Here is an 18355-nt window from a genome sequence, read left to right on the forward strand (position 1 = left end):
GCCTGACCCCATCGCAACATCTTCCGTGCGCCCGGCACAAGCCCGGTGCCAGGGGCCGGGCGGGCCGGCGGGCGGCCCGGGGCGGGTCTGTTACGGGGCCGGCACCTCGTGCTTGCCTCCGGTTTACCACGCGGTAGTGTGGCATCCAGAATGTTCACGCTGACCATCAACCAGACCGACAGCCGGCGCGACGGCGACCGTGTGCCGCAGCTCCTCAAGGACCTGCGGCACATTCCGGCGCGCCTCGATTTCGACCGCTCCGTCGAGGACGAAGTCCAGGGAATCGTTGACTGCCCGCGGCAGGCCGTCGAGGCCGCGCTGATCGCGCTGCGGACCGGCGCCTGGTATGTCGGGATCGGCGTGGGCCCGGTCAATGAACCGCTGCCGAACCAGATCAAGGACGCGTCCGGCCACGGGCTGGTGTACGCCCGCCGCGCCGTGGACCGGCTCCGGAACGGCAAGGACCGTATCCCGGTGGCGGTGGAGGGCCCCTTCGCGGACCTGGCCGCCGAGGCCGAGGCCGTCCTGCGGCTCCTGGGCCACATTGTCCACGACCGCAGCGCCGCCGAATGGCGGGTGCTGGACCTGCTCACTCCCGGGGTGCGCGGCCAGCAAAAAGCCGTGGCGGAGGAGCTCGGCATCACCACGCAGGCAGTCAGCAAGGCGGTGGCGCGGGCGCAGTGGAACGAGGAGCACGCGGCCCGGCCGGCGGCCGCCCGGCTGCTCGCCCTGATCCTCGAGGTCCGCTAGGCCCCCTCGGCGGGCTCCCGGGGTCCGCTAGGACCCGAGGAGGATGCTGCGCAAAACGTGCGCGGCGCCGTCGTCGTACACCGAGTGGGTGACCTCGTCGGCGGCGGCAATGACTTCGGCGGGTGCCTGGCCCATGGCCACGCCGCGGCGCGCCCAGGTGAGCATCTCGATGTCGTTCCGGCCGTCGCCGACCGCCACCGTGCGGTGCGCGTCGATGCTGAGCCGTGAGCGCAGCTGTTCCAGGGCGCTGGCCTTGGTGACCCCGGCCGCCGCGATGTCCAGCCACGCCGTCCAGCCGACGGAGTAGGTGACGCCGGCGAGGCCGACGTGGCGGATGGCTGCGTTGAACTCCTCCGGTGTGTTCTCCGAGCTGAACACCACAACGCGCACGGCCGTGGCCTCAAGCATGGTCTGGAAGTCGACGCCGATCGCCTCGACGCCGAAGCTGGCGTCCTGGAAGCGCTCGGTGGAGAGGAAGTTGCCGTCGGCGTCCTCGAGGGCGTACTTGGCGGAGGGCAGCCGCTTGCGGAGCGCCCGGAGGGCGGGGCCGGGATCGAAGGTAGCTTTGTGGAGCACTTCGTAGCCGTCCGGCAGCCCGGAATCAACCCGCAGGGTCACGCCGCCGTTGGAGCAGACCGCGTACCCGTTGTCGATGCCGATGTGCTCGATGATCGGCAGGGTGGCGTTGAGCGAGCGGCCGGTCGCGATCATCACTTTGTGCCCGGCGGCCACGACGGCCTGGGCGGCTTCCCGGACGGGAGCGGACATGTGGCCGTCGTGGTCGACGAGGGTTCCGTCGACGTCGAGGGCGATCATCATTTTGTCATTTGCATCTCGCTGGTCATCGTTGCCAGCGACTGAGGCTTCAGTCAATGTAGTCATCTAACAAGTAGACCAGACACCGCCGACAGCTGGTAGGACGCGCGCCACAGCAGGGTGTGAAGCGTTGGTGAACAGCTGCCGACGGCGGGTGGCTAGAGGACGGGGAGGACCGTCATGCCGCCGAGGTACGTCTGCAGGGCGGCCGGAACGTTGACCGAACCGTCCGGGTTCTGGTGGTGCTCCAGGATCGCGACAATCCAGCGGGTGGTGGCCAGGGTGCCGTTGAGGGTGGCCACGGCACGGGTGCCCTTGGGTGCGCCGTCCTCGTTCAGGACGCGTTCGCGGATGTTGAGCCGGCGTGCCTGGAAGGTGGTGCAGTTGGAGGTGGAAGTCAGCTCGCGGTAGGCGCCCTGGGTGGGGACCCAGGCTTCGCAGTCGAACTTGCGGGCCGCGGAGGTGCCGAGGTCGCCGGCAGCGGTGTCGATCACCCGGTAGGGCAGCTCGCACTTGGCCAGCATCTCCTCTTCCCAGGCCAGCAGCCGCGCGTGCTCGGCGGGCGCCTCTTCAACGGTGGTGTAGATGAACATTTCCACCTTGTTGAACTGGTGGACCCGGATGATGCCGCGGGTGTCCTTGCCGTGCGATCCGGCCTCGCGGCGGTAGCAGGAGCTCTGCCCGGCGTAGCGGATCGGTCCGCCGCTCAGGTCCAGGATTTCGTCGGCGTGGTAGCCGGCGAGGGCCACCTCCGAGGTCCCGACCAGGTAAAGGTCGTCCTCCGCCAGCCGGTAGATCTCGGCGTCGTGCTTGACGTCGAATCCGGTGCCCTGCATGGTTTCCGGGCGCACCAGGGTGGGGGTGATCATGGGGACGAAGCCGGCGTCGATGGCCTGCTCCATGGCCATCTGCAGCAAGGCCATTTCCAGCCGGGCCCCGACGCCGCGCAGGAAGTAGAAGCGCGATCCGGAGACCTTGGCGCCGCGCTCCATGTCAATGGCGCCGATCAGCTCGCCGATTTCCAGATGGTCTTTGGGCTCGAAGTCGGGGAACTCGCGGGGCGTCCCGACCGTCTTGACCACCACGTAGTCGTCTTCACCGCCGGCGGGGACGCCGTCCTCGACGAGGTTGGGGATGCCGCGGAGCAGTTCCTCCTGCGCGGACTGGGCGACGTCGGCCTCCGCGGACGCCTCCTTGACCGATGCTGCGAGCACCTTGACCTCGGCCAGCAGGGCCTGCTTTTCCTCGCCCTTGGCCTGGGCCACCTTCTTGCCGAAGGCGTTCTGCTCGGCCCGCAGGTTCTCGAAGCGGATCAGCGCCGCGCGCCTGGCGGCGTCCGCCGCGATGATCGCGTCCACCACGGATTCGTCGGCGCCGCGGGCGCGCTGGCTGGCACGGAACTTGTCCGGATTGTCGCTGAGGTCTTTTACGTCGATCACCGGATAAGACTATCGAACCCGGGGGCCGTCCTCCGGCAGTCCTGCCGCAGGGTACACGCGGGATAGTGTTGGACCAACATGCGCGACTGGCTGCTTTACCTCGTCATCGCTGGAGCCCTGGTATTCGCGGTCTCCAGCTGGTGGGGCGTGCGCCGGCTCAAGGCCAAGCACATCCGCAGCGCCGTCTGGGAAGAAACGCACAATCCGGACCTGGCCACCCAAAAGGTCGCCGTGGTGCTGAACCCGATCAAGTCCCGGTCCGCGGAGGCCCGTGCCCTGGTGGAAAGCGCCTGCCTCGCGGCCGGCTGGGAGGCGCCGCGGTTTTTTGAAACCACCGCGGAGGACCCCGGCTTCTCGCAGGCGCGCGCCGCCGTCGAGTACGGGGCCGACGTCGTCCTGGTGGGCGGCGGCGACGGCACCGTCCGTGTGGTGGCCGACGCCCTCGCGCACACCGACATCGCCATGGGGCTGCTTCCGCTGGGCACCGGCAACCTGCTGGCGCGCAACGTGCACCTCGATATCGGGGACCTGCGCGGCTGCGTCGAAATCGCCCTGTTCGGGCACCAGCGCTTCATTGATACGGCCCGGCTGAAAGTGGAGAACGCCCTGACCGGGCAATCCGCGGAGCACGCGTTCCTGGTGATTGCCGGGATCGGCATGGACGCCGAAGTGGTGGGTGACACCAACGACGGGCTGAAGAAGGCCGTGGGCTGGCTGGCCTACACCGAGGCCGGGGTGCGTCACCTGCCCGGCCGGCGCAAACGGGTTTCCATTGCCCTGGACGACCAGCCGGAGCAGTCCAGGAAGATCCGGAGTGTGCTGTTCGCCAACTGCGGGCTGATTCCGGGCGGGATCGATTTCATTCCGCAGGCCATGATCGACGACGGCATGCTGGACGTGGTGGTCATGAGCCCGCGGAGCGCGATCGGCTGGGTGGCGATGTACTGGAAAATTGTGCTGAAGCACAAGCGGACCCTGCCGGTGATGACGTATTACCGCTCCGGAAAGATTGTCATCAAGTGCGCCGAGCCGATGCCGACGCAGATCGACGGCGATCCCTCGGGCGAAGCCACGTCGGTCACGGTCCAGGTGGAGCCCCGGTCCCTGCTGGTCAGGGTTAAAGAAGACGCCGCACGCCAGGTTTCCCTGAACGGCGGCGCGGCGGCAGGAGCGTCGGGGGCCGGGTAGGCCCCGCACCCGCCGGGCGGTATCCGGCCTAGCTTGCTTCCTTCTTGGCTTCGGCTTCCTTCTTTGCCTCTTCCGCTGCCTTCGCGGCGCGCGCCTCGGACTGCTCGCGAATCATCGCCTGCTCCTCCTCGAAGCGCAGCCGGTCCGCGCGGTCCGCGTCGTCGCCGTCCCAGTCCTGGTTGTCGGCCGTCGGCTTGGGATTGACAATCATTCCCTGGCCGTCATTTTCTGTGGTGTCTGACATGACCCGCTCCCTCCGGTAGAGGACTTCCCCAATATGGATCAGGCAAGCATACGCACAGTTTTCAAGTGGTGGAAGTGCCGCGTGGGGCGTTTGTCTACGCTGTGGGCGAAGCCTCCGCGTTATATTCCTGAACCACGGATGCCCCGGCAAGTATATCTTTGACCCATGCATGGGCCGCCCGGAATGCCTGGTCCGAGGTGTGGGGTGCCACCTCCGCGCGCTGTCCGTCGGCCCGGCCGTAGGAGCCCAGGAACCGCGTGGCGGGGCTGATCCGGTGGAGCCCGGCGAGGGCGTCGGCCACCCGGGCGTCACTCGCGTGCCCGTCGGCGTCGATGCTGAAGAAGTAGTGCCCTAGATACTGGCCGGTGGGCCGGGATTCAATCCGGCTGAGGTTCACGCCGCGGGTGGCGAACTGGTCCAGGATTTCCATCAATGCACCGGGTCGGTCCTCGGGCAGCGGCACCACCACGGTGGTCTTGTCAGCGCCGGTCCGCTCGGGGAGTTCGCCGGGCCGGCCCACCAGCACAAAGCGGGTGACAGCGCCCGGGTTGTCGCCGATATTCTCGGCCAGGACAGCCAGGCCCGGCTGTTCCGCGGCGACAATCGGCGCGCAAATGGCGGCGTCGTAGTGCGGATCGCCGTCCAGCAGGCCCATGGCGGCGGCCGCCGTGGACGATCCCGGAATGTATTCCGCATTGGGCATATGAGCGTCAACCCAGAGCCTGCACTGCGCCCACGCGTGGCCATGGGTGGAGACCCTTCGGACGTCCTCAAGGCGGACGCCGGGCCGTGCCACCAGCACGAAGCTAATGGGCACAAGGGCTTCTCGCAGGATCCGGAGTTCCTGGCCCGTGGCAATCGCGTCCAGGGTGGCCGTCACCCCGCCCTCGACGGAGTTTTCGATCGGAACCATCGCCGCGTCCGCGGACCCGTTACGGACCTTGTCCAGCGCCGTGTTGACGTTGGAGGAGGGAATCCGGACGGCCTCGGCGGCGCCGGGCACCTGCATCAACGCCGCCTCGGTAAAGGTTCCCTCGGGGCCGAGGAACGTGTAGGTGACGGGCGACGCGGGCATGGTTTCTTCTTTCGCTTACAGGATGACGGGCTTGAGGCCGTTGTCGGACACGAGCGGCAGGCCGTTCTCGAGCCACTGGTCCATTCCCCCGGCGACGTTCATGGCGGAGTAGCCGTGGCCCACCAGCCACTGCGCGGCCCGGAAGGAACGCCCGCCGGTGCGGCAGATGACGTAGAGGTCCTCGTCCGGGTCCAGTTCCTCGAGCCGGCCCGGGAGCTGGTCCAGGGGGATGTGCACAGCACGTTCGGCGTGGCCGGCCGCCCACTCGTAGTCCTCGCGGACGTCCAGGATCCGGGCCGCTTCGGGAATGTCGGACACGGTCACGGTGTCGATGTCGCTCATGGTGGTCCTCTCCGCTGAAATACAAAACAAAGTCCGCCCCCAGCGTATCGCCAGCGGTCGCAGCCGGGTCCAACCGGAGGGCACGTTACGCTTCTGCAGAGAGCAAAGGAGACCTATGCCAGCCCTTCGGCCCACTACGCGCAGCACCGGAACGGCCCGGATTGACGGCGCCCTCCGGCGGGTGTGGGCACGTGGCTGACCTCCATGACCTCTCCGCTGTGGCCTTGCGCGACGCCCTGCGCTCCGGCGAGCTGTCCGCGCGGCAGGCCGCGGCCCATTTTCTCGAACGGATAGAGGCCGCGAACCCCGGCCTCGGGGCGTTCATCACCGTCACGGCGGACGACGCCCTCCGGGACGCAGACGCCGCGGACCGCCGGTACGCCCGCGAGGCAGCCCCCGGCGGCGACGGCACGGCTGCCCTCCCGCTGCTGCACGGCATGCCCACCGCCTTCAAGGACCTGACCGACGTCGCCGGCGTCGTCACCACCCACGGCAGTGCCGCCCTGGACCACAAGCCGGCCCCGGCTGACGGCGCCCTCGCCGCGGCGTTGAAGGATGCGGGTGTAGTCTCCCTGGGCAAGACGCAGGTGCCGGAATTCGGGTTGACCGCCTACAGCGAGAACCGGATCGCCCCACCCTCACGCAACCCGTACGCCCTCGGCCGGAGCTCCGGCGGCTCCTCCGGCGGCAGCGCGGCCGCCGTCGCAGCGGGCCTCGTGCCGTTCGCCCCGGGATCCGACGGCGGCGGCTCCATCCGGATCCCGGCCGCAGCCTGCGGCCTCGTGGGCCTGAAACCCGGACGGGGACTGATTCCGGCCGGGGAAAGTACGGGTGACCCGGCCCGGCTGGTGGTCGCAGGTCCGTTGGCCCACTCCGCCGCCGATGCCGCCCTGCTGCTGGACGCCCTCGTCCCGCCGCCGGCGTCGGCGCCAACCGGAGGAGCACTCCCCGGCTACCTGCGGCAGTCCGCCCAGGATCCACCCCCGCTGCGGATCGGCGTCAGCCTGGACAGCCCGTGGCAGGCGGCCTATCCCTTCACACCGGACCCCGAGGCCCTCGACGCGCTCCGTGCAGGGATCCGGCTGCTCGAAGCGGCCGGGCACCAGACCGGCGAGGCAGCCATCCGCTACGACAACCGCTACCCCGGCGCGTTCACCACCGCCTGGACCGCCGGCGTCGGGAACGCCCGCATCGCCCCGCAACGCGAAGCCCTCCTGGCGCCGCTGACCCGGACGTTCCGCCGCAGGGCCCAGCAGCGCAGCGCGTCGAAGCTGAACGAGGCCCTCGCGTTCCTGCGCCAGTTCGAGCGGGACACCGTGGCGCAGTTCTCAGCCTGGGACCTGGTCCTGAGTCCGGCCCTGGCGCAGACGCCCCGGCCCGTCGGCTGGTTTACCGGCGCGGCGCACGGTGACGGTTACTGGCCTGCCGCCGAATGGCCGGGCGACGCGGACGAGGACTACCGGAAGCAGTGCGAATTCGCTCCGTGGTCCTCGCTGGTGAACGTGTGCGGGCTGCCCGCCATCAGCATCCCGGTGCACTGGACCGGCCCCACACCCGGCACGGGCCTGCCGATGGGCATCCAGCTGGTGGGACCCGCAGGGTCCGAGGCGCTGCTGCTCCAGGTGGCCGTCCAGCTGGGTTTCTGACCCGCCGGCACCGGGAATAACCCAGGAATTACCTGCCAGTGGCGGCGTGGGGTTTACTGGTGCCAACGCCGTTACCAACCAATGCCGTTAGCAACAGGAGAGGGATCGATGAAGATCACCGGTGCAGTACTTGAGGAAATCGGGCGGCCCCGCCCCTTCGCGGAGTCCGCCCCGATCAGCATCGCCGAGCTGGAACTCTCCGCTCCCGGCCCGACGGAAATCCTGGTCCGGCTTGAGGCCGCGGGGATCTGCCACTCGGACCTGAGCGTCGTTGACGGCAACCGGGTACGCCCGGTGCCCATGCTGCTGGGCCATGAGGCCGCCGGCCGGGTGGTCGAGGTCGGAGCGGACGTCACCGATTTGGAGCCCGGCCAGCGCGTGGTGATGTCCTTCCTGCCGCGTTGCGAGCAGTGCGAGAACTGCGCGGCGGACGGTCGCCTCCCCTGCACCGCCGGGTCCAAGAGCAACGGCGAAGGAACGCTCCTGCACGGCTCCATGCACCTGAGCCGGGACGGCGAGCCGGTCTTCCACCACCTCGGCGTGTCCGGGTTCGCCAGCCACGCCGTCGTGGACCGGGCCTCGGCGGTACCGGTGGGCGATGACATCCCGCCGGACATCGCCGCCGTGCTGGGCTGCGCGGTGCTGACCGGCGGCGGCGCCGTGCTGAACGCCGCCAAACCCCGGCCTGAGGACAGCATCATGATCGTCGGGCTCGGCGGGGTAGGAATGGCCGCCCTGATTACCGCGGTCTCCCAGGGCGTCTCGAGGATTGTCGCCGTGGACACCCTCGACGAAAAACTTGAGCACGCCCGCCGGCTCGGCGCCCACGAGGCCTACACCCCGCAGGAACTGGCGGACCAGGGCATCAAGGCCAGGTTCGTGGTCGAATGCGCCGGCAGCGCCCGGGCGTTCGAGACAGCATTCGCCGCCACCGACGTCGGCGGCACCACCATCACGGCGGGGCTTCCGTCCCCCGACGCCCGCGCCCAGCTCTCTCCCCTGACCATCACGGCGGAAGCCCGCACCGTCGTCGGCAGCTACCTCGGGTCGGCGGTGCCGGCCAGGGACATCCCCAAGTACGCCCAGCTGTGGCGGGACGGGAAACTTCCGGTCGAGGAGCTCATTTCATCGCGGATTGCTCTGGCCGACATCAACGAGGCCATGGACCAGCTGGCCGACGGCAAGGCAGTGCGCCAGGTGATCATGTTCGACGCCGAATAGCGAGGCCGCGGGGGCGACACGGAGAGGAAACACACCCGTATTGACTTGATCCGCGCCGCCGCGGATGTGACAATCGCGCGCCGCGGTGTCAGCATTAAGTAAATGAGCACAACTCATTTAGATAATCCCCCCGCTACAACGCCGGGCGATACCTCGTTTTTTGGCCACCCAAAGATGCTGGCCAGCCTCTTCTCAGTAGAGATGTGGGAGCGCTTCTCCTTCTACGGAATGCAGGGCATCCTCCTCTACTACATGTACTTCACGGCCGATCAAGGCGGCCTTGAAATCAACAAGGCCCTCGCCGCCAGCCTGGTCGGCGCCTACGGTGGCGGTGTCTACCTCTCCACCATTCTGGGCGCCTGGCTCGCGGACCGGCTCTTCGGCTCCGAGCGGGTCCTCTTCGGCGCCGCCATCATGATCATGGCCGGCCACATCGCCCTCGCCCTGATCCCCGGGGTTCCCGGCCTCATCGCCGGCCTGGTGCTGGTGGGCGTCGGCTCCGGCGGACTGAAAGCCAACGCGACCGCCCTCGTCGGCAGCCTGTACCGCGAAAAGGACGAACGCCGCGACGCCGGGTTCTCCATCTTCTACATGGGCATCAACGCCGGCGCCCTGATCGGTCCGCTGATCACCGGCTGGCTGCAGGAAAGCCAGGGCTTCCACTGGGGCTTTGGCGCCGCCGCCGTCGGTATGGCAATCGGCTTGTGCATCTACGCCCTGGGCCGCAACAAGCTGCCGGAAGACGCACACCGCGTGCCGAACCCGCTGCCTGCCGCCCAGCGCACCCGGTACGGGCTGGTCTTCGCCGGCATCGCCGTTGTGATCGCCGCCCTGCTCGCCACCGGCACCGTCAACGCGGACAACCTCGCCATGTCCATGGCCTACGCCGCCATCGGCGCGTCCGCCCTGTACTTCGTGCTCATCTTCACCAGCAAGAAGGTCAACGCCACCGAGCGCAGCCGGGTCACGGCCTTCATCCCGCTGTACATCGCCTCGGCTGCATTCTGGGCCCTGTTCCAGCAGCAGTTCACCTTCATCGCCGTGTACTCGGAGGAGAAGCTGGACCGGAACCTGTTCGGCTGGGAAATGCCGGCGGCATGGGTCCAGTCCATCAACCCGGTCTTCATCATCGTCTTCGCCGGTGTTATGGCCGCCATGTGGACCCGCCTCGGCCGCAAACAGCCCGGCTCGGCGCTGAAGTTCTCGATTGGCCTGTTCGTGATGGGCCTGGCATTCCTGGCGTTCATCCCGCTGGCCGGCGACGGCAAGACGCCGCTCCTGGCGCTGGTGGGCATCCTGCTGCTGTTCACGCTGGCGGAGCTGTTCCTGTCCCCGATCGGCCTGTCCGTGACCACCAAGCTGGCACCGAAGGCCTTCCACACCCAGATGGTCGCCCTGTTCTTCCTTTCGATCTCGCTGGGCACCACCCTGGCCGGCATGCTGTCCGGGCTCTACAACCCCCACGACGAGCTGCCGTACTTCATCGGCGTCGGCGGAACGGCCATGATCCTGGCCGTCGGCCTGGCCGCAGCCTCGCCTGCCATCAAGAAGCTCATGGGCGGCGTACGCTGACCTGAATGAAACCCCGAGATCGCCCGCCGGTAGAGTCGCGCGTCTACGTCCCCGCCCTTGGCGAGGCGTCCGACGTCGAACTTATGCCGGCGGGCGATGTCACTGAAGGCGTGGTGCGGATCGGCGGGACCATCCGGCGGCCACATCAGCCGCAGAGTTTCGCCGTCGCCGCGTACCTCGACTGGCTGGAGGATGCGGGCTTCGACGGTTCACCGCGGTTCCTGGGCCGGGACGCCGAGGGCCGGGACGTTCTGACTTTCCTCGCCGGGCAATGCGCCGGTGCCGATCCGGAGGCCTGGGTGCAGTCCGAGGAACTCCTGGCCTCCGTCGCCCGGCTGGTCCGCCGGCTGCACACGGCGTCGGCAGGTTTCGTCCCGGCCGCCCATCCGTTTCCGCCCCGCTTCCTCCCGTCGGGCGCAGCCGGCCAGGATCCGGCCGAACTGGTCTGCCACCTCGACGTCACCGCGCAAAACGTGGTGGTCCGGGACGGCGTTGCCATCGGTCTGGTGGACTTCGACCTCGCCGGCCCCACCACGGCCTTCAAGGATTCCTTCAACGCGGCGTCGCACTGGGCACCCCTCCGGGACCCCGCCGATGCCTGGCCGGGCTGGGAAGACACCGACCCCTTCCGGCGGCTCCGGATCTTCGCCGACGCCTACGGCTGGGGCGATCAGGAACGCCGGGCGCTGCCGGCGTTCGGGGTGGAGGCGGCCACGCTGAGCTACCAGCGGATGGAACACAACGCCAAGGCTCTTGGCGGCGGCTGGGCCCGGATGTGGGACGACGGGGTCGGCGGGCTCATTCTGCGCCGGCGCGACTGGCTCCACGCCAACGCCCAGCGCTTGGTGGACGCACTTACCGGGCGGAGATGAACTCCGCGTTCGTGAACACGACGCCGAGCGTCACAACCACCAGCAGCGTGATGGCAATCGCGACGTAGCCGAGGACCAGGCCGGCGATGGCCAGGCCCCTGCCCCCGGGCTCACGGTGCAGGGCGAGGTGACCGAGGACGACGGCGGCCAGCTGCGGGAGCAGGAAGAAACCGAGTCCGAGGAAAGCCGCGATGCCGCAGCACAAACTCGCAATACTCAGGCCCTTCGAGGCCGGCGCGACGCCGTAATAGTACGGCTGTCCGTAGGCATCGGCGTACGGGGGCGCCGGCTGGCCGTAGGCATCGTACGTCCCGGCCGGCTGGCCCAGCTGCGGGGCGGCGGCGGGCATCGGCGGAACGTGGCCGTCGGTGTACGACGGGCCGTACGACGGCGGCTGGTAGTCCCGCTGTGGCTCGCCTGACCCGGGCCCGGGCTGCTCCGTCATGAAAATCCCTCCGCTGTGTGTACGTCAAGATTATCCCCGCACAGGGTCCCCGGCGGGGCGGCCGGCGTCACAGCCGGACGATTCAGGCCAAAGCATGTTCCGCGACCACCTCGTCTGGCATGCTGGAGCCATGGCTAGCCGCGCGGGCACAGTTGCCCAACCCCAAGACCTTGTTGACCTCACTGCGCTCCTGGATGCGTACTACGACGTTTCTCCGGACCTGGGTGACCCGGGACAACGCGTCGCCTTCGGCACCTCCGGGCACCGGGGCTCGAGCCTGAAGGCGTCGTTCAACGAACCCCATATCGTCGCGATCACGCAGGCCATTGTGGAGTACCGCGCCGGGCAGGGCATCACCGGCCCGCTGTACCTCGCCAAGGACACCCACGCCCTGAGCGAGCCGGCGCAGAACTCGGCGCTGGAGGTGCTGGCTGCCAACGGTGTGAACGTCCTGATCGACGCCCGCCACGGCTACACGCCCACCCCTGCCCTGAGCCACGCCATCCTGACCCACAACAACAACTCCCCCGCCGGTGCACCGCAGGCCGATGGCATTGTGGTGACCCCCAGCCACAACCCGCCCGGCGACGGCGGGTTCAAGTACAACCCGCCGCACGGCGGACCGGCGGACACCGACGCCACCGGCTGGATTGCCAACCGCGCCAATGAACTGCTCGAAAACGGCCTGCGCGGGGTCAAGCGGGTACCGATAGCGGACGCCCTGGCCGCCGACACGACCGGGAAGTTCGACTTCCTGTCCAGCTACGTTGATGACCTGCCATCGGTGCTGGACCTGAACGCTATCCGCGACGCCGGCGTCCGGATCGGCGCCGATCCCATGGGCGGCGCGTCAGTGGACTACTGGGGTGAAATCGGCGAGCGCCACCACCTGAACCTCACCGTCGTGAATCCGACCGTCGACCCGCAGTGGGCCTTTATGACCCTGGACTGGGACGAGAAGATCCGGATGGACTGCTCCTCGCCGTCGGCCATGGCGTCCCTGATCAACCGGATGGCGGCCGGTGCGGACGGGTCCGCACCGTTCGACATCGCCACCGGCAACGACGCCGACGCCGACCGGCACGGCATTGTGACTCCGTTTGTCGACGGGCAGGGCGGGTTGATGAACCCCAACCACTACCTCGCCGTCGCCATCGATTACCTGTACCGGCACCGCAGCGGGTGGAACCCGCAGTCCGTGATCGGCAAGACCCTGGTGTCCTCCTCGATCATCGACCGGGTGGCCGGGAGCCTGGGCCGGAAGCTGGTCGAAGTGCCGGTGGGCTTCAAATGGTTCGTCCCCGGGCTGCTGTCCGGCGAGGGCGCCTTCGGCGGCGAGGAATCCGCCGGCGCTTCCTTCAACAAGATGGACGGCAGCGTCTGGACCACGGACAAGGACGGCATCCTGCTGGCCCTGCTGGCCTCCGAAATCACGGCGGTCACCGGCACGTCGCCCTCGCAGCTGTACAAGGGCCTCACCGACCAGTTCGGCGACCCTGTCTACGCCCGCATCGACGCGGCCGCGACGCGGGAGCAGAAAGCCGCCCTGGGCAAGCTGTCGCCGTCGGACGTCACGGCCACGGAACTCGCGGGCGAGACCATCACCGCGAAGCTGACTGAGGCGCCCGGCAACGGAGCGGCCATCGGCGGACTGAAGGTGGTCACCGAGAACGCCTGGTTCGCGGCCCGCCCGTCGGGCACCGAGGACGTCTACAAGATCTACGCGGAGTCCTTCAAGGGCGCCGAGCACCTCAAGCAAGTCCAGGCTGAGGCCAAGGCCCTGGTGGACGGGGTTATTTCCTAGCGGGAAGGGATGTGGGCGCCGGCCGCGGGTGCGGCCGACGCGCCAGCGGCTGGCGCACCGGTGGCTGGCTGGCGCCCGACGGGCCGGCCCGCTGTGTCGGCCTAGGCCCGCTGGCCGTCGCGGAGGTTTGCGGCAAGCACTGACTGGTCACGGCCCAGCGTCTTCGCCCGGTACAGGGCGGCATCAGCCGAGGAGATCAGCGCCTGCAGGTCCACGCGGGCCGGGCCGGTGGAAGCTATTCCGTAGCTCACAGTCGGCAGCTGCGGCTCCACGGATGGCTGTGCTTCCTGCAGCCGCCGGCTGATGGTGGCTGCCATCTCTTCGGCGCGTTCCGGGCTGACACCCGGCAGGAGGAGGACGAATTCCTCGCCGCCGTAGCGTCCCACGAGGTCGGTGGACCGGACGGATGCGGTGCAGGCAGCGGCGAAGGTCTGCAGGGCCACATCCCCGGCCGCGTGGCCGTACCGGTCGTTGACGGACTTAAAGTGGTCGAGGTCGGCGAGGATCAGCGACGCCGTTGTCCTCGCGTTGCCCAGGCGGCGGAGTTCGTTCTGCGCGAGGTCAAGAAAGGCGCTGCGGTTCAGAAGTCCGGTGAGGCCGTCGAAGGTGGCGCGGGCACGGAGGTCCCGGGTCAGCTGTTCGTTGCTCAACTCCGCCATGGCGAAGGAGGCGATCACCAGGACCATCGAGGTGAGGAGCGTCGTCGCCACCGAGCCGAAGTAGGTTACGAACACGGGACCGTTGGGACCCTCGAGGATGAAGGCGGTGAGCCGGCCGGCGTAGTAGACGGCAAGAAGCGCGGCGCCGAAGGCGAGGGGGCGGTGGACCCGGGAGTAGTCCACATCGAGCAGGAACAGTTCGCGGGAACAGAGCCCCAGCATCAGCCCCATGATGCCCAGCAGCGCTATTCCGCCGGACCAGTTATTGGTGGCCGGATGGTCCAGCACCGACAGAATGCCCGTTACCGCGGGCCCGGCCAGGAGAGCCCACAGTGGCGGGTTTCCGCAGCGCAGCGACCGGCCGCCGGCCCACATGGCCCCGGCCCCGCCCACCAGCAGGATGTTGCCCAGCGGGTTCCCCCACACCTGGTGGACGGTGCCGTCCAGCAAGTAGGAGGAGGATCCGGTCAGGAAGAGCAGCAGTGCTGAGCACCACCAGCCGCTGAAGGGCGAGCGGGTCCGCCGGAAGGTAATGAAGTAGAAAAGACAGAGCAGGGTCAGGGTGACCACGGCCAGCGACACACGCAGCGTCGAGGTGTCGAGCATCATCCTGTGACTCCCCCAGCGCGCACCCAGTGACCCCAGAATCCGTCGGTGTCAGTCTTAATTTGCCCCAAGTATTGCACCTCGGACGAAAAATGAAGAGGCCCACTCATAATGTGGCGTCCCACAGCGTCACCACCCGCCGCGTGGTGTGGCCGCCGTCCGGTGCCATGTCCACGAGCGCGATCCGGTCCAGCGCCAGTTGGGCCCCAGGCGCCGGCGAAAGGGTGCCCCGGTGGGAGACATGCGGACGGTATCCCGTCAAGGTGTAGTCGGGGGTGGCGACCCGGCCCGGCAGCGCCCCCACTGCACCCACAAGGGCCTCGTGGAGGGCCTGGAGCGCGGCACTGGGCTCGATCAGGCTGACTGGTACCGAGCCGTCGCGGCCGAATCCCGCGTGGCCGCCAACGGTGACGAAAGTCCCCAACGCTGCCCGCACGGGTGCATCCATCAGCCTGGCCATGCGGGCACAGAGGAGGTCCCCGCCGTCGTCGTTGCCGCCGCCGGTTCCCGGGGGAAGCTCGACGACGTCGAACTTCACCAGCGTGATGTGCAGCGGCCACGCGTCGCGCGGGAATACCATCCCGGTGGTGACCGGTTCGAGGAAGGCAACCACGATCAGGTTCCGCATGGGGCTAGTCTGCCACTGCCCTCCGACACGGCGGTCCGCCGGGCGATTAGACGGTGCGGACCACGTCGTCGTAAGCGAACTTGGGCTTCGGTGCGCCCCAGGCTTCCTCGGCGGCCTGGCCGATGTTGACCACCATAAAGCTCTTCTGGCTGCCGTCGGGGAAGAAATCGGCGTCGATCTTGCCGAAGTCTGCGCCGGTCATGGGTCCGGCGGAGAGGCCGAGGGAACGGACGGCGAGGATGAAGTAGCCGGCCTGCAGGTGCGCGTTGTTGTTGCCGGTGGCTGCAGCGAGGTCCGGGGCGGCGTCGTACATGGCCTTGGGGGCGTTGTAGCCGGGGAGGAAGGTGTCCCACTGCTCGTGCCAGGCGGTGTCGACGCTGAGGACGGCGACCAGCGGGGCGGACGCGGTCTTGGCGCGGTTCCCGGCGGAGAGGGCCTCGACCAGGGTGGCGCGGGCCTCGTCCGAGCGGACGTAGGTGACGCGCAGTGGCTGCGAGTTGAAGGCGGTGGGACCGAACTTGGTCAGCTCGTAGATGGCGCGGGCCTGCTCGTCGGTGACTTCCCCGGTGAAGGCGTTCGCCGTGCGTGCCTGGGCAAAGATGGCATCCACCGCTGCGGCGTCGATTACTGCTTCTTCATGGGCGATGGTCATTCGCGTCCCTTTCGGTGGGCTTCGGCCCCGGTCGGGGCGCTGGTGCGTTCCCTAAGTGCAACGGAGCCGCCGGGCGGCTGCTTCCCGGCGGGAACAGTGAGGTCGGCCACAACCGGCGGCCGGTGTGGTCACTGCTGTGCGGCAAGGAGCAGCATCCGGGCACTGTCGCGCCGGTACATGGCGGCGTGGTCGTTGAGTTCCGGGCGGCCGGTTTCGGCGGCCCGGTTGTCGGAGTACTCGGCGAGTTCGCCCAGCCTGTCGCTTAGCGTTTCCAGCACGTCCCGGCGCTCGAAGGGGTAGCCGTAGGCCTCGATCAGTGTGTCGAGGCAGGCGATTTTTTGGGACGACGACGGCGCCCCGGCACCTTGCTGCCCGCAGTCGTCGTTCGTTGCACCGTCACCCTTGCCGTCGCCGAGCCCTTCGATCAACGGCACCAGCTGGTACGCCAGATAGGCGAAGTCCCAGATCCTGGGCCCGGGCGACGCCGCGTCAAAGTCGAAGACACCGGCGAACCGCTGGTTTCGGAACACCATGTTGTACGGGGCGAAGTCGTTGTGGCAGATCACCTCAACCGGGTGATGGGTTGGCAGCTGCCAGGTCAGGGACGCACGGGCCAGCTCGGAGCTGGCGTCGTGGATCCGGCGGAGCAGGGCGGCCGCCTCCTGCAGGATGGAAGGGTGCCAGATCCAGGGCGGCAGCGGGTACTGGACAACGTCCCCCGGCAGGAACGAGAGGATTTCGCGGCCCTGCGGATCCATGCCGAGAGCCGCCGGGACACAGTCGATTCCTTGGGTCCGGAGTGCCTCGAGCAGGGCGTGGACGGCGGGTGTCCAGGGACCCGAATTTCTGCGCACGGTATCCCCCACGCGCACCACCACGCTTGAATTTCCGCCAGCAAGGACCTCTTCGTGCACCACCGAACCAATCTAGACGACCGTGGGGCCGGGGCTTGGCAGCGTGCGAGGATAAATTATGGCAAGCACCCGCCCCGGAACGGCCCCGCTGTTTGATTCCGGCCGCATGTTTTACGGGAAGACGCCGCGCTGGATCTTCGCTGGTGTTGGCCTGCTCCTGGTTGCCAGCTTCGTTGGCGCGCTGGTCTCCGGCGCTGGCCGCAGCCCGGGTGGGCTCGCGGCCCTGGCCGCCGCGATGGTCTTCATTGCCGTGTTCTCCTTCGGCTATTCCCGGATCCGCCTCACGGAGGACACGATCATCCTCACCTGGCTGCCGCTGTACCGCGCCCGCATCCCGCTCTCGCAGGTCCGGTCCGCATCACCACAAACCATCACGGGTCTGCAGTATGGGTTCGGGCTGCGGCTCGGCGGTTTCGGACTTGGACTGATCCAGGACACCGGACCCGCCATCCGGCTTGAGGCCAACCACGGCTACATCCTGAGCCTCGGCACCGACGAACGACGCACCCAACTGCTCACCGCACTTGCCGACGCCGGAGTGCCCACGACTCTGTAGTCGGGCTGGAGGTTGGGTTTTGGGCGGGGGTCCGACGGCGGCGGGTGTTGGTAGCGCTGCCCGACGCATCGGATGACGCTGCCACATTGCCACGCGACGGGTCGGGACTTTCTTCCCTGTCTAGGGGTGGTTGTCTTCGGGTGTCTCTTTGAGGCGGTCGCTATTTTGTCGTACCCCCTTGGGAGACTTGGTTTATGGGAAGCGGTGCAGCTCTCGCGTTTCGTCCGGCTGGTGGGCCGGACGGTGATCAGCGCGGTGCGCAGCCGGGCTGTGAGCTTGCCGGCGGTGCGGTGTTGGGTGGTGTGCTGGAGGACTTGCGGGGGTTCAGTGCGACGGCGGTCGCGGACGCGGCGTTGTTCGGGGTCCGTGAGGCCGCGGAGTTCGCGGCCCGGGTCGAGGAGATCTCCCGGACCGTGGAGTACCTGCAACTCATCGCTGCGTCAGCGGTCGAACGCACCCGCACCGACGCCGCTGCCACCAATGACCCGGTCCTGGATGACGGGTACCGGCGCCCCGGGGATTTCCTCCGCGCCCGCCTGCATATCAGCGCCACCGAAGCGCACCGCCGGCTGGCCCTGGCCGGGGACGTGCTGCCCCGCACCGGGACCACCGGCCAGCCCCTGGCACCCCGGCACGAGGAACTCGGCGCCGCCCTCGCCGCCGGAACCCTCGGTTCCCGGTCCGCCACGATCACCAGCCAGGCCCTGGACCGGGTCCGGCCCGTCACCGACCCCGACACCACCACCCGGATGGAACACGCCCTGACCGCCACCGCCACCGAGTACGACCCGGACTTCCTCACCCGCATCGCCCGCCGCTGGATCGACGCCCTCGACCAGGACGGCACCGAACCCTCCGAAGAAGTCCTCCGCCAACTCCAGGGCGCCTTCATCCGCCGCCCCCGCCACGGCCTCCACCACATCGAA

General features: G+C 68.5%; 19 protein-coding genes. 9 read left to right on the forward strand and 10 right to left on the reverse strand.

All coding sequences use genetic code 11. The features are described from left to right. The first annotated feature begins 150 nt into the window (after nt 1–150). Nucleotides 151–750 carry a hypothetical protein gene (locus tag AC1DBE_RS08320; RefSeq protein WP_476970211.1) on the forward strand — a complete coding sequence of 200 codons (600 nt, stop codon included), beginning with the start codon at nt 151–153 and terminating at the stop codon, nt 748–750. Nucleotides 751–777: 27 nt separating this feature from the next. On the opposite strand, the gene AC1DBE_RS08325 is transcribed toward AC1DBE_RS08320, so the two are convergent. Next, entirely contained in the window at nt 778–1632 is an 855-nt protein-coding gene (locus AC1DBE_RS08325; RefSeq protein WP_476879342.1) for an HAD family hydrolase, read from the reverse strand. Between the two features lie 92 nt (nt 1633–1724). Continuing rightward, nucleotides 1725–3005, reverse strand: coding sequence for a serine--tRNA ligase (gene serS, locus AC1DBE_RS08330; RefSeq protein WP_476879343.1), 1281 nt, complete (start codon nt 3003–3005; stop codon nt 1725–1727). A 78-nt stretch (nt 3006–3083) separates the two neighbouring features. Between serS and AC1DBE_RS08335 the strand changes: the two genes are divergently transcribed. Then, nucleotides 3084–4193, forward strand: coding sequence for a diacylglycerol/lipid kinase family protein (locus AC1DBE_RS08335; protein WP_476879344.1), 1110 nt, complete (start codon nt 3084–3086; stop codon nt 4191–4193). A gap of 28 nt (nt 4194–4221) precedes the next feature. On the opposite strand, the gene AC1DBE_RS08340 is transcribed toward AC1DBE_RS08335, so the two are convergent. The 3 genes from AC1DBE_RS08340 to AC1DBE_RS08350 all read right to left on the reverse strand — a co-directional run bounded on the left by AC1DBE_RS08340 (nt 4222) and on the right by AC1DBE_RS08350 (nt 5854). Further along, nucleotides 4222–4437: a hypothetical protein gene (locus tag AC1DBE_RS08340; protein ID WP_476879345.1), complete on the reverse strand. Its 216-nt coding sequence runs from the start codon at nt 4435–4437 to the stop codon at nt 4222–4224. A 94-nt stretch (nt 4438–4531) separates the two neighbouring features. Continuing rightward, entirely contained in the window at nt 4532–5512 is a 981-nt protein-coding gene (gene pheA / locus AC1DBE_RS08345; protein WP_476903494.1) for a prephenate dehydratase, read from the reverse strand. 15 nt (nt 5513–5527) lie between these two features. Continuing rightward, nucleotides 5528–5854, reverse strand: a complete 327-nt coding sequence (locus tag AC1DBE_RS08350; protein WP_476903493.1) for a rhodanese-like domain-containing protein — start codon at nt 5852–5854, stop codon at nt 5528–5530. Nucleotides 5855–6045: 191 nt separating this feature from the next. Here AC1DBE_RS08350 and AC1DBE_RS08355 point away from each other — a divergent pair, with 191 nt between their 5' ends. From AC1DBE_RS08355 to AC1DBE_RS08370, 4 genes are all read left to right on the forward strand, one after another. Further along, nucleotides 6046–7500 carry an amidase gene (locus AC1DBE_RS08355; RefSeq protein ID WP_476903492.1) on the forward strand — a complete coding sequence of 485 codons (1455 nt, stop codon included), beginning with the start codon at nt 6046–6048 and terminating at the stop codon, nt 7498–7500. 108 nt (nt 7501–7608) lie between these two features. Beyond that, nucleotides 7609–8721: an alcohol dehydrogenase catalytic domain-containing protein gene (locus tag AC1DBE_RS08360; RefSeq protein WP_476903491.1), complete on the forward strand. Its 1113-nt coding sequence runs from the start codon at nt 7609–7611 to the stop codon at nt 8719–8721. Between the two features lie 102 nt (nt 8722–8823). Next, nucleotides 8824–10293: a peptide MFS transporter gene (locus AC1DBE_RS08365; protein ID WP_476879575.1), complete on the forward strand. Its 1470-nt coding sequence runs from the start codon at nt 8824–8826 to the stop codon at nt 10291–10293. A gap of 5 nt (nt 10294–10298) precedes the next feature. Beyond that, nucleotides 10299–11165: an aminoglycoside phosphotransferase/kinase family protein gene (locus AC1DBE_RS08370; RefSeq protein ID WP_476879574.1), complete on the forward strand. Its 867-nt coding sequence runs from the start codon at nt 10299–10301 to the stop codon at nt 11163–11165. Here AC1DBE_RS08370 and AC1DBE_RS08375 read toward each other — a convergent pair. Next, nucleotides 11149–11610: a DUF4190 domain-containing protein gene (locus tag AC1DBE_RS08375; RefSeq protein WP_476970212.1), complete on the reverse strand. Its 462-nt coding sequence runs from the start codon at nt 11608–11610 to the stop codon at nt 11149–11151. The two genes, AC1DBE_RS08370 and AC1DBE_RS08375, sit on opposite strands and share 17 nt — an antisense overlap. 130 nt (nt 11611–11740) lie before the next feature. Here AC1DBE_RS08375 and pgm point away from each other — a divergent pair, with 130 nt between their 5' ends. Then, the gene (gene pgm / locus AC1DBE_RS08380; RefSeq protein ID WP_476879572.1) at nt 11741–13414 is read left to right on the forward strand and encodes a phosphoglucomutase (alpha-D-glucose-1,6-bisphosphate-dependent); all 1674 of its coding nucleotides are present in this window, start codon (nt 11741–11743) and stop codon (nt 13412–13414) included. A 101-nt stretch (nt 13415–13515) separates the two neighbouring features. Here the strand turns inward: pgm and AC1DBE_RS08385 are convergent, their stop codons facing one another. The 4 genes from AC1DBE_RS08385 to AC1DBE_RS08400 form a co-directional block, all read right to left on the reverse strand. Next, on the reverse strand, nt 13516–14682 hold the full coding sequence (locus tag AC1DBE_RS08385) for a GGDEF domain-containing protein (protein WP_476970213.1): 1167 nt from the start codon (nt 14680–14682) through the stop codon (nt 13516–13518). Between the two features lie 103 nt (nt 14683–14785). Then, the gene (locus tag AC1DBE_RS08390) at nt 14786–15307 is read right to left on the reverse strand and encodes a 2'-5' RNA ligase family protein (protein WP_476970214.1); all 522 of its coding nucleotides are present in this window, start codon (nt 15305–15307) and stop codon (nt 14786–14788) included. A 46-nt stretch (nt 15308–15353) separates the two neighbouring features. Beyond that, a complete protein-coding gene (locus tag AC1DBE_RS08395) occupies nt 15354–15959 on the reverse strand; it encodes a malonic semialdehyde reductase (protein WP_476970215.1) in 606 nt (201 codons plus the stop codon). Between the two features lie 128 nt (nt 15960–16087). Continuing rightward, the gene (locus tag AC1DBE_RS08400) at nt 16088–16876 is read right to left on the reverse strand and encodes an aminoglycoside phosphotransferase family protein (protein ID WP_476970216.1); all 789 of its coding nucleotides are present in this window, start codon (nt 16874–16876) and stop codon (nt 16088–16090) included. A 55-nt stretch (nt 16877–16931) separates the two neighbouring features. On the opposite strand from AC1DBE_RS08400, the gene AC1DBE_RS08405 reads away from it, so the two are divergent. Together AC1DBE_RS08405 and AC1DBE_RS08410 are read left to right on the forward strand one after the other, a co-directional pair. Next, complete coding sequence (locus AC1DBE_RS08405) at nt 16932–17429, forward strand: hypothetical protein (RefSeq protein WP_476879567.1); 498 nt, start codon at nt 16932–16934, stop codon at nt 17427–17429. A gap of 302 nt (nt 17430–17731) precedes the next feature. Beyond that, nucleotides 17732–18355 (forward strand): DUF222 domain-containing protein (locus AC1DBE_RS08410; RefSeq protein WP_476970217.1); only part of this gene is annotated, 624 nt, incomplete at its 3' end.

It is taken from the genome of Arthrobacter sp. 10T416 (assembly GCF_056394165.1).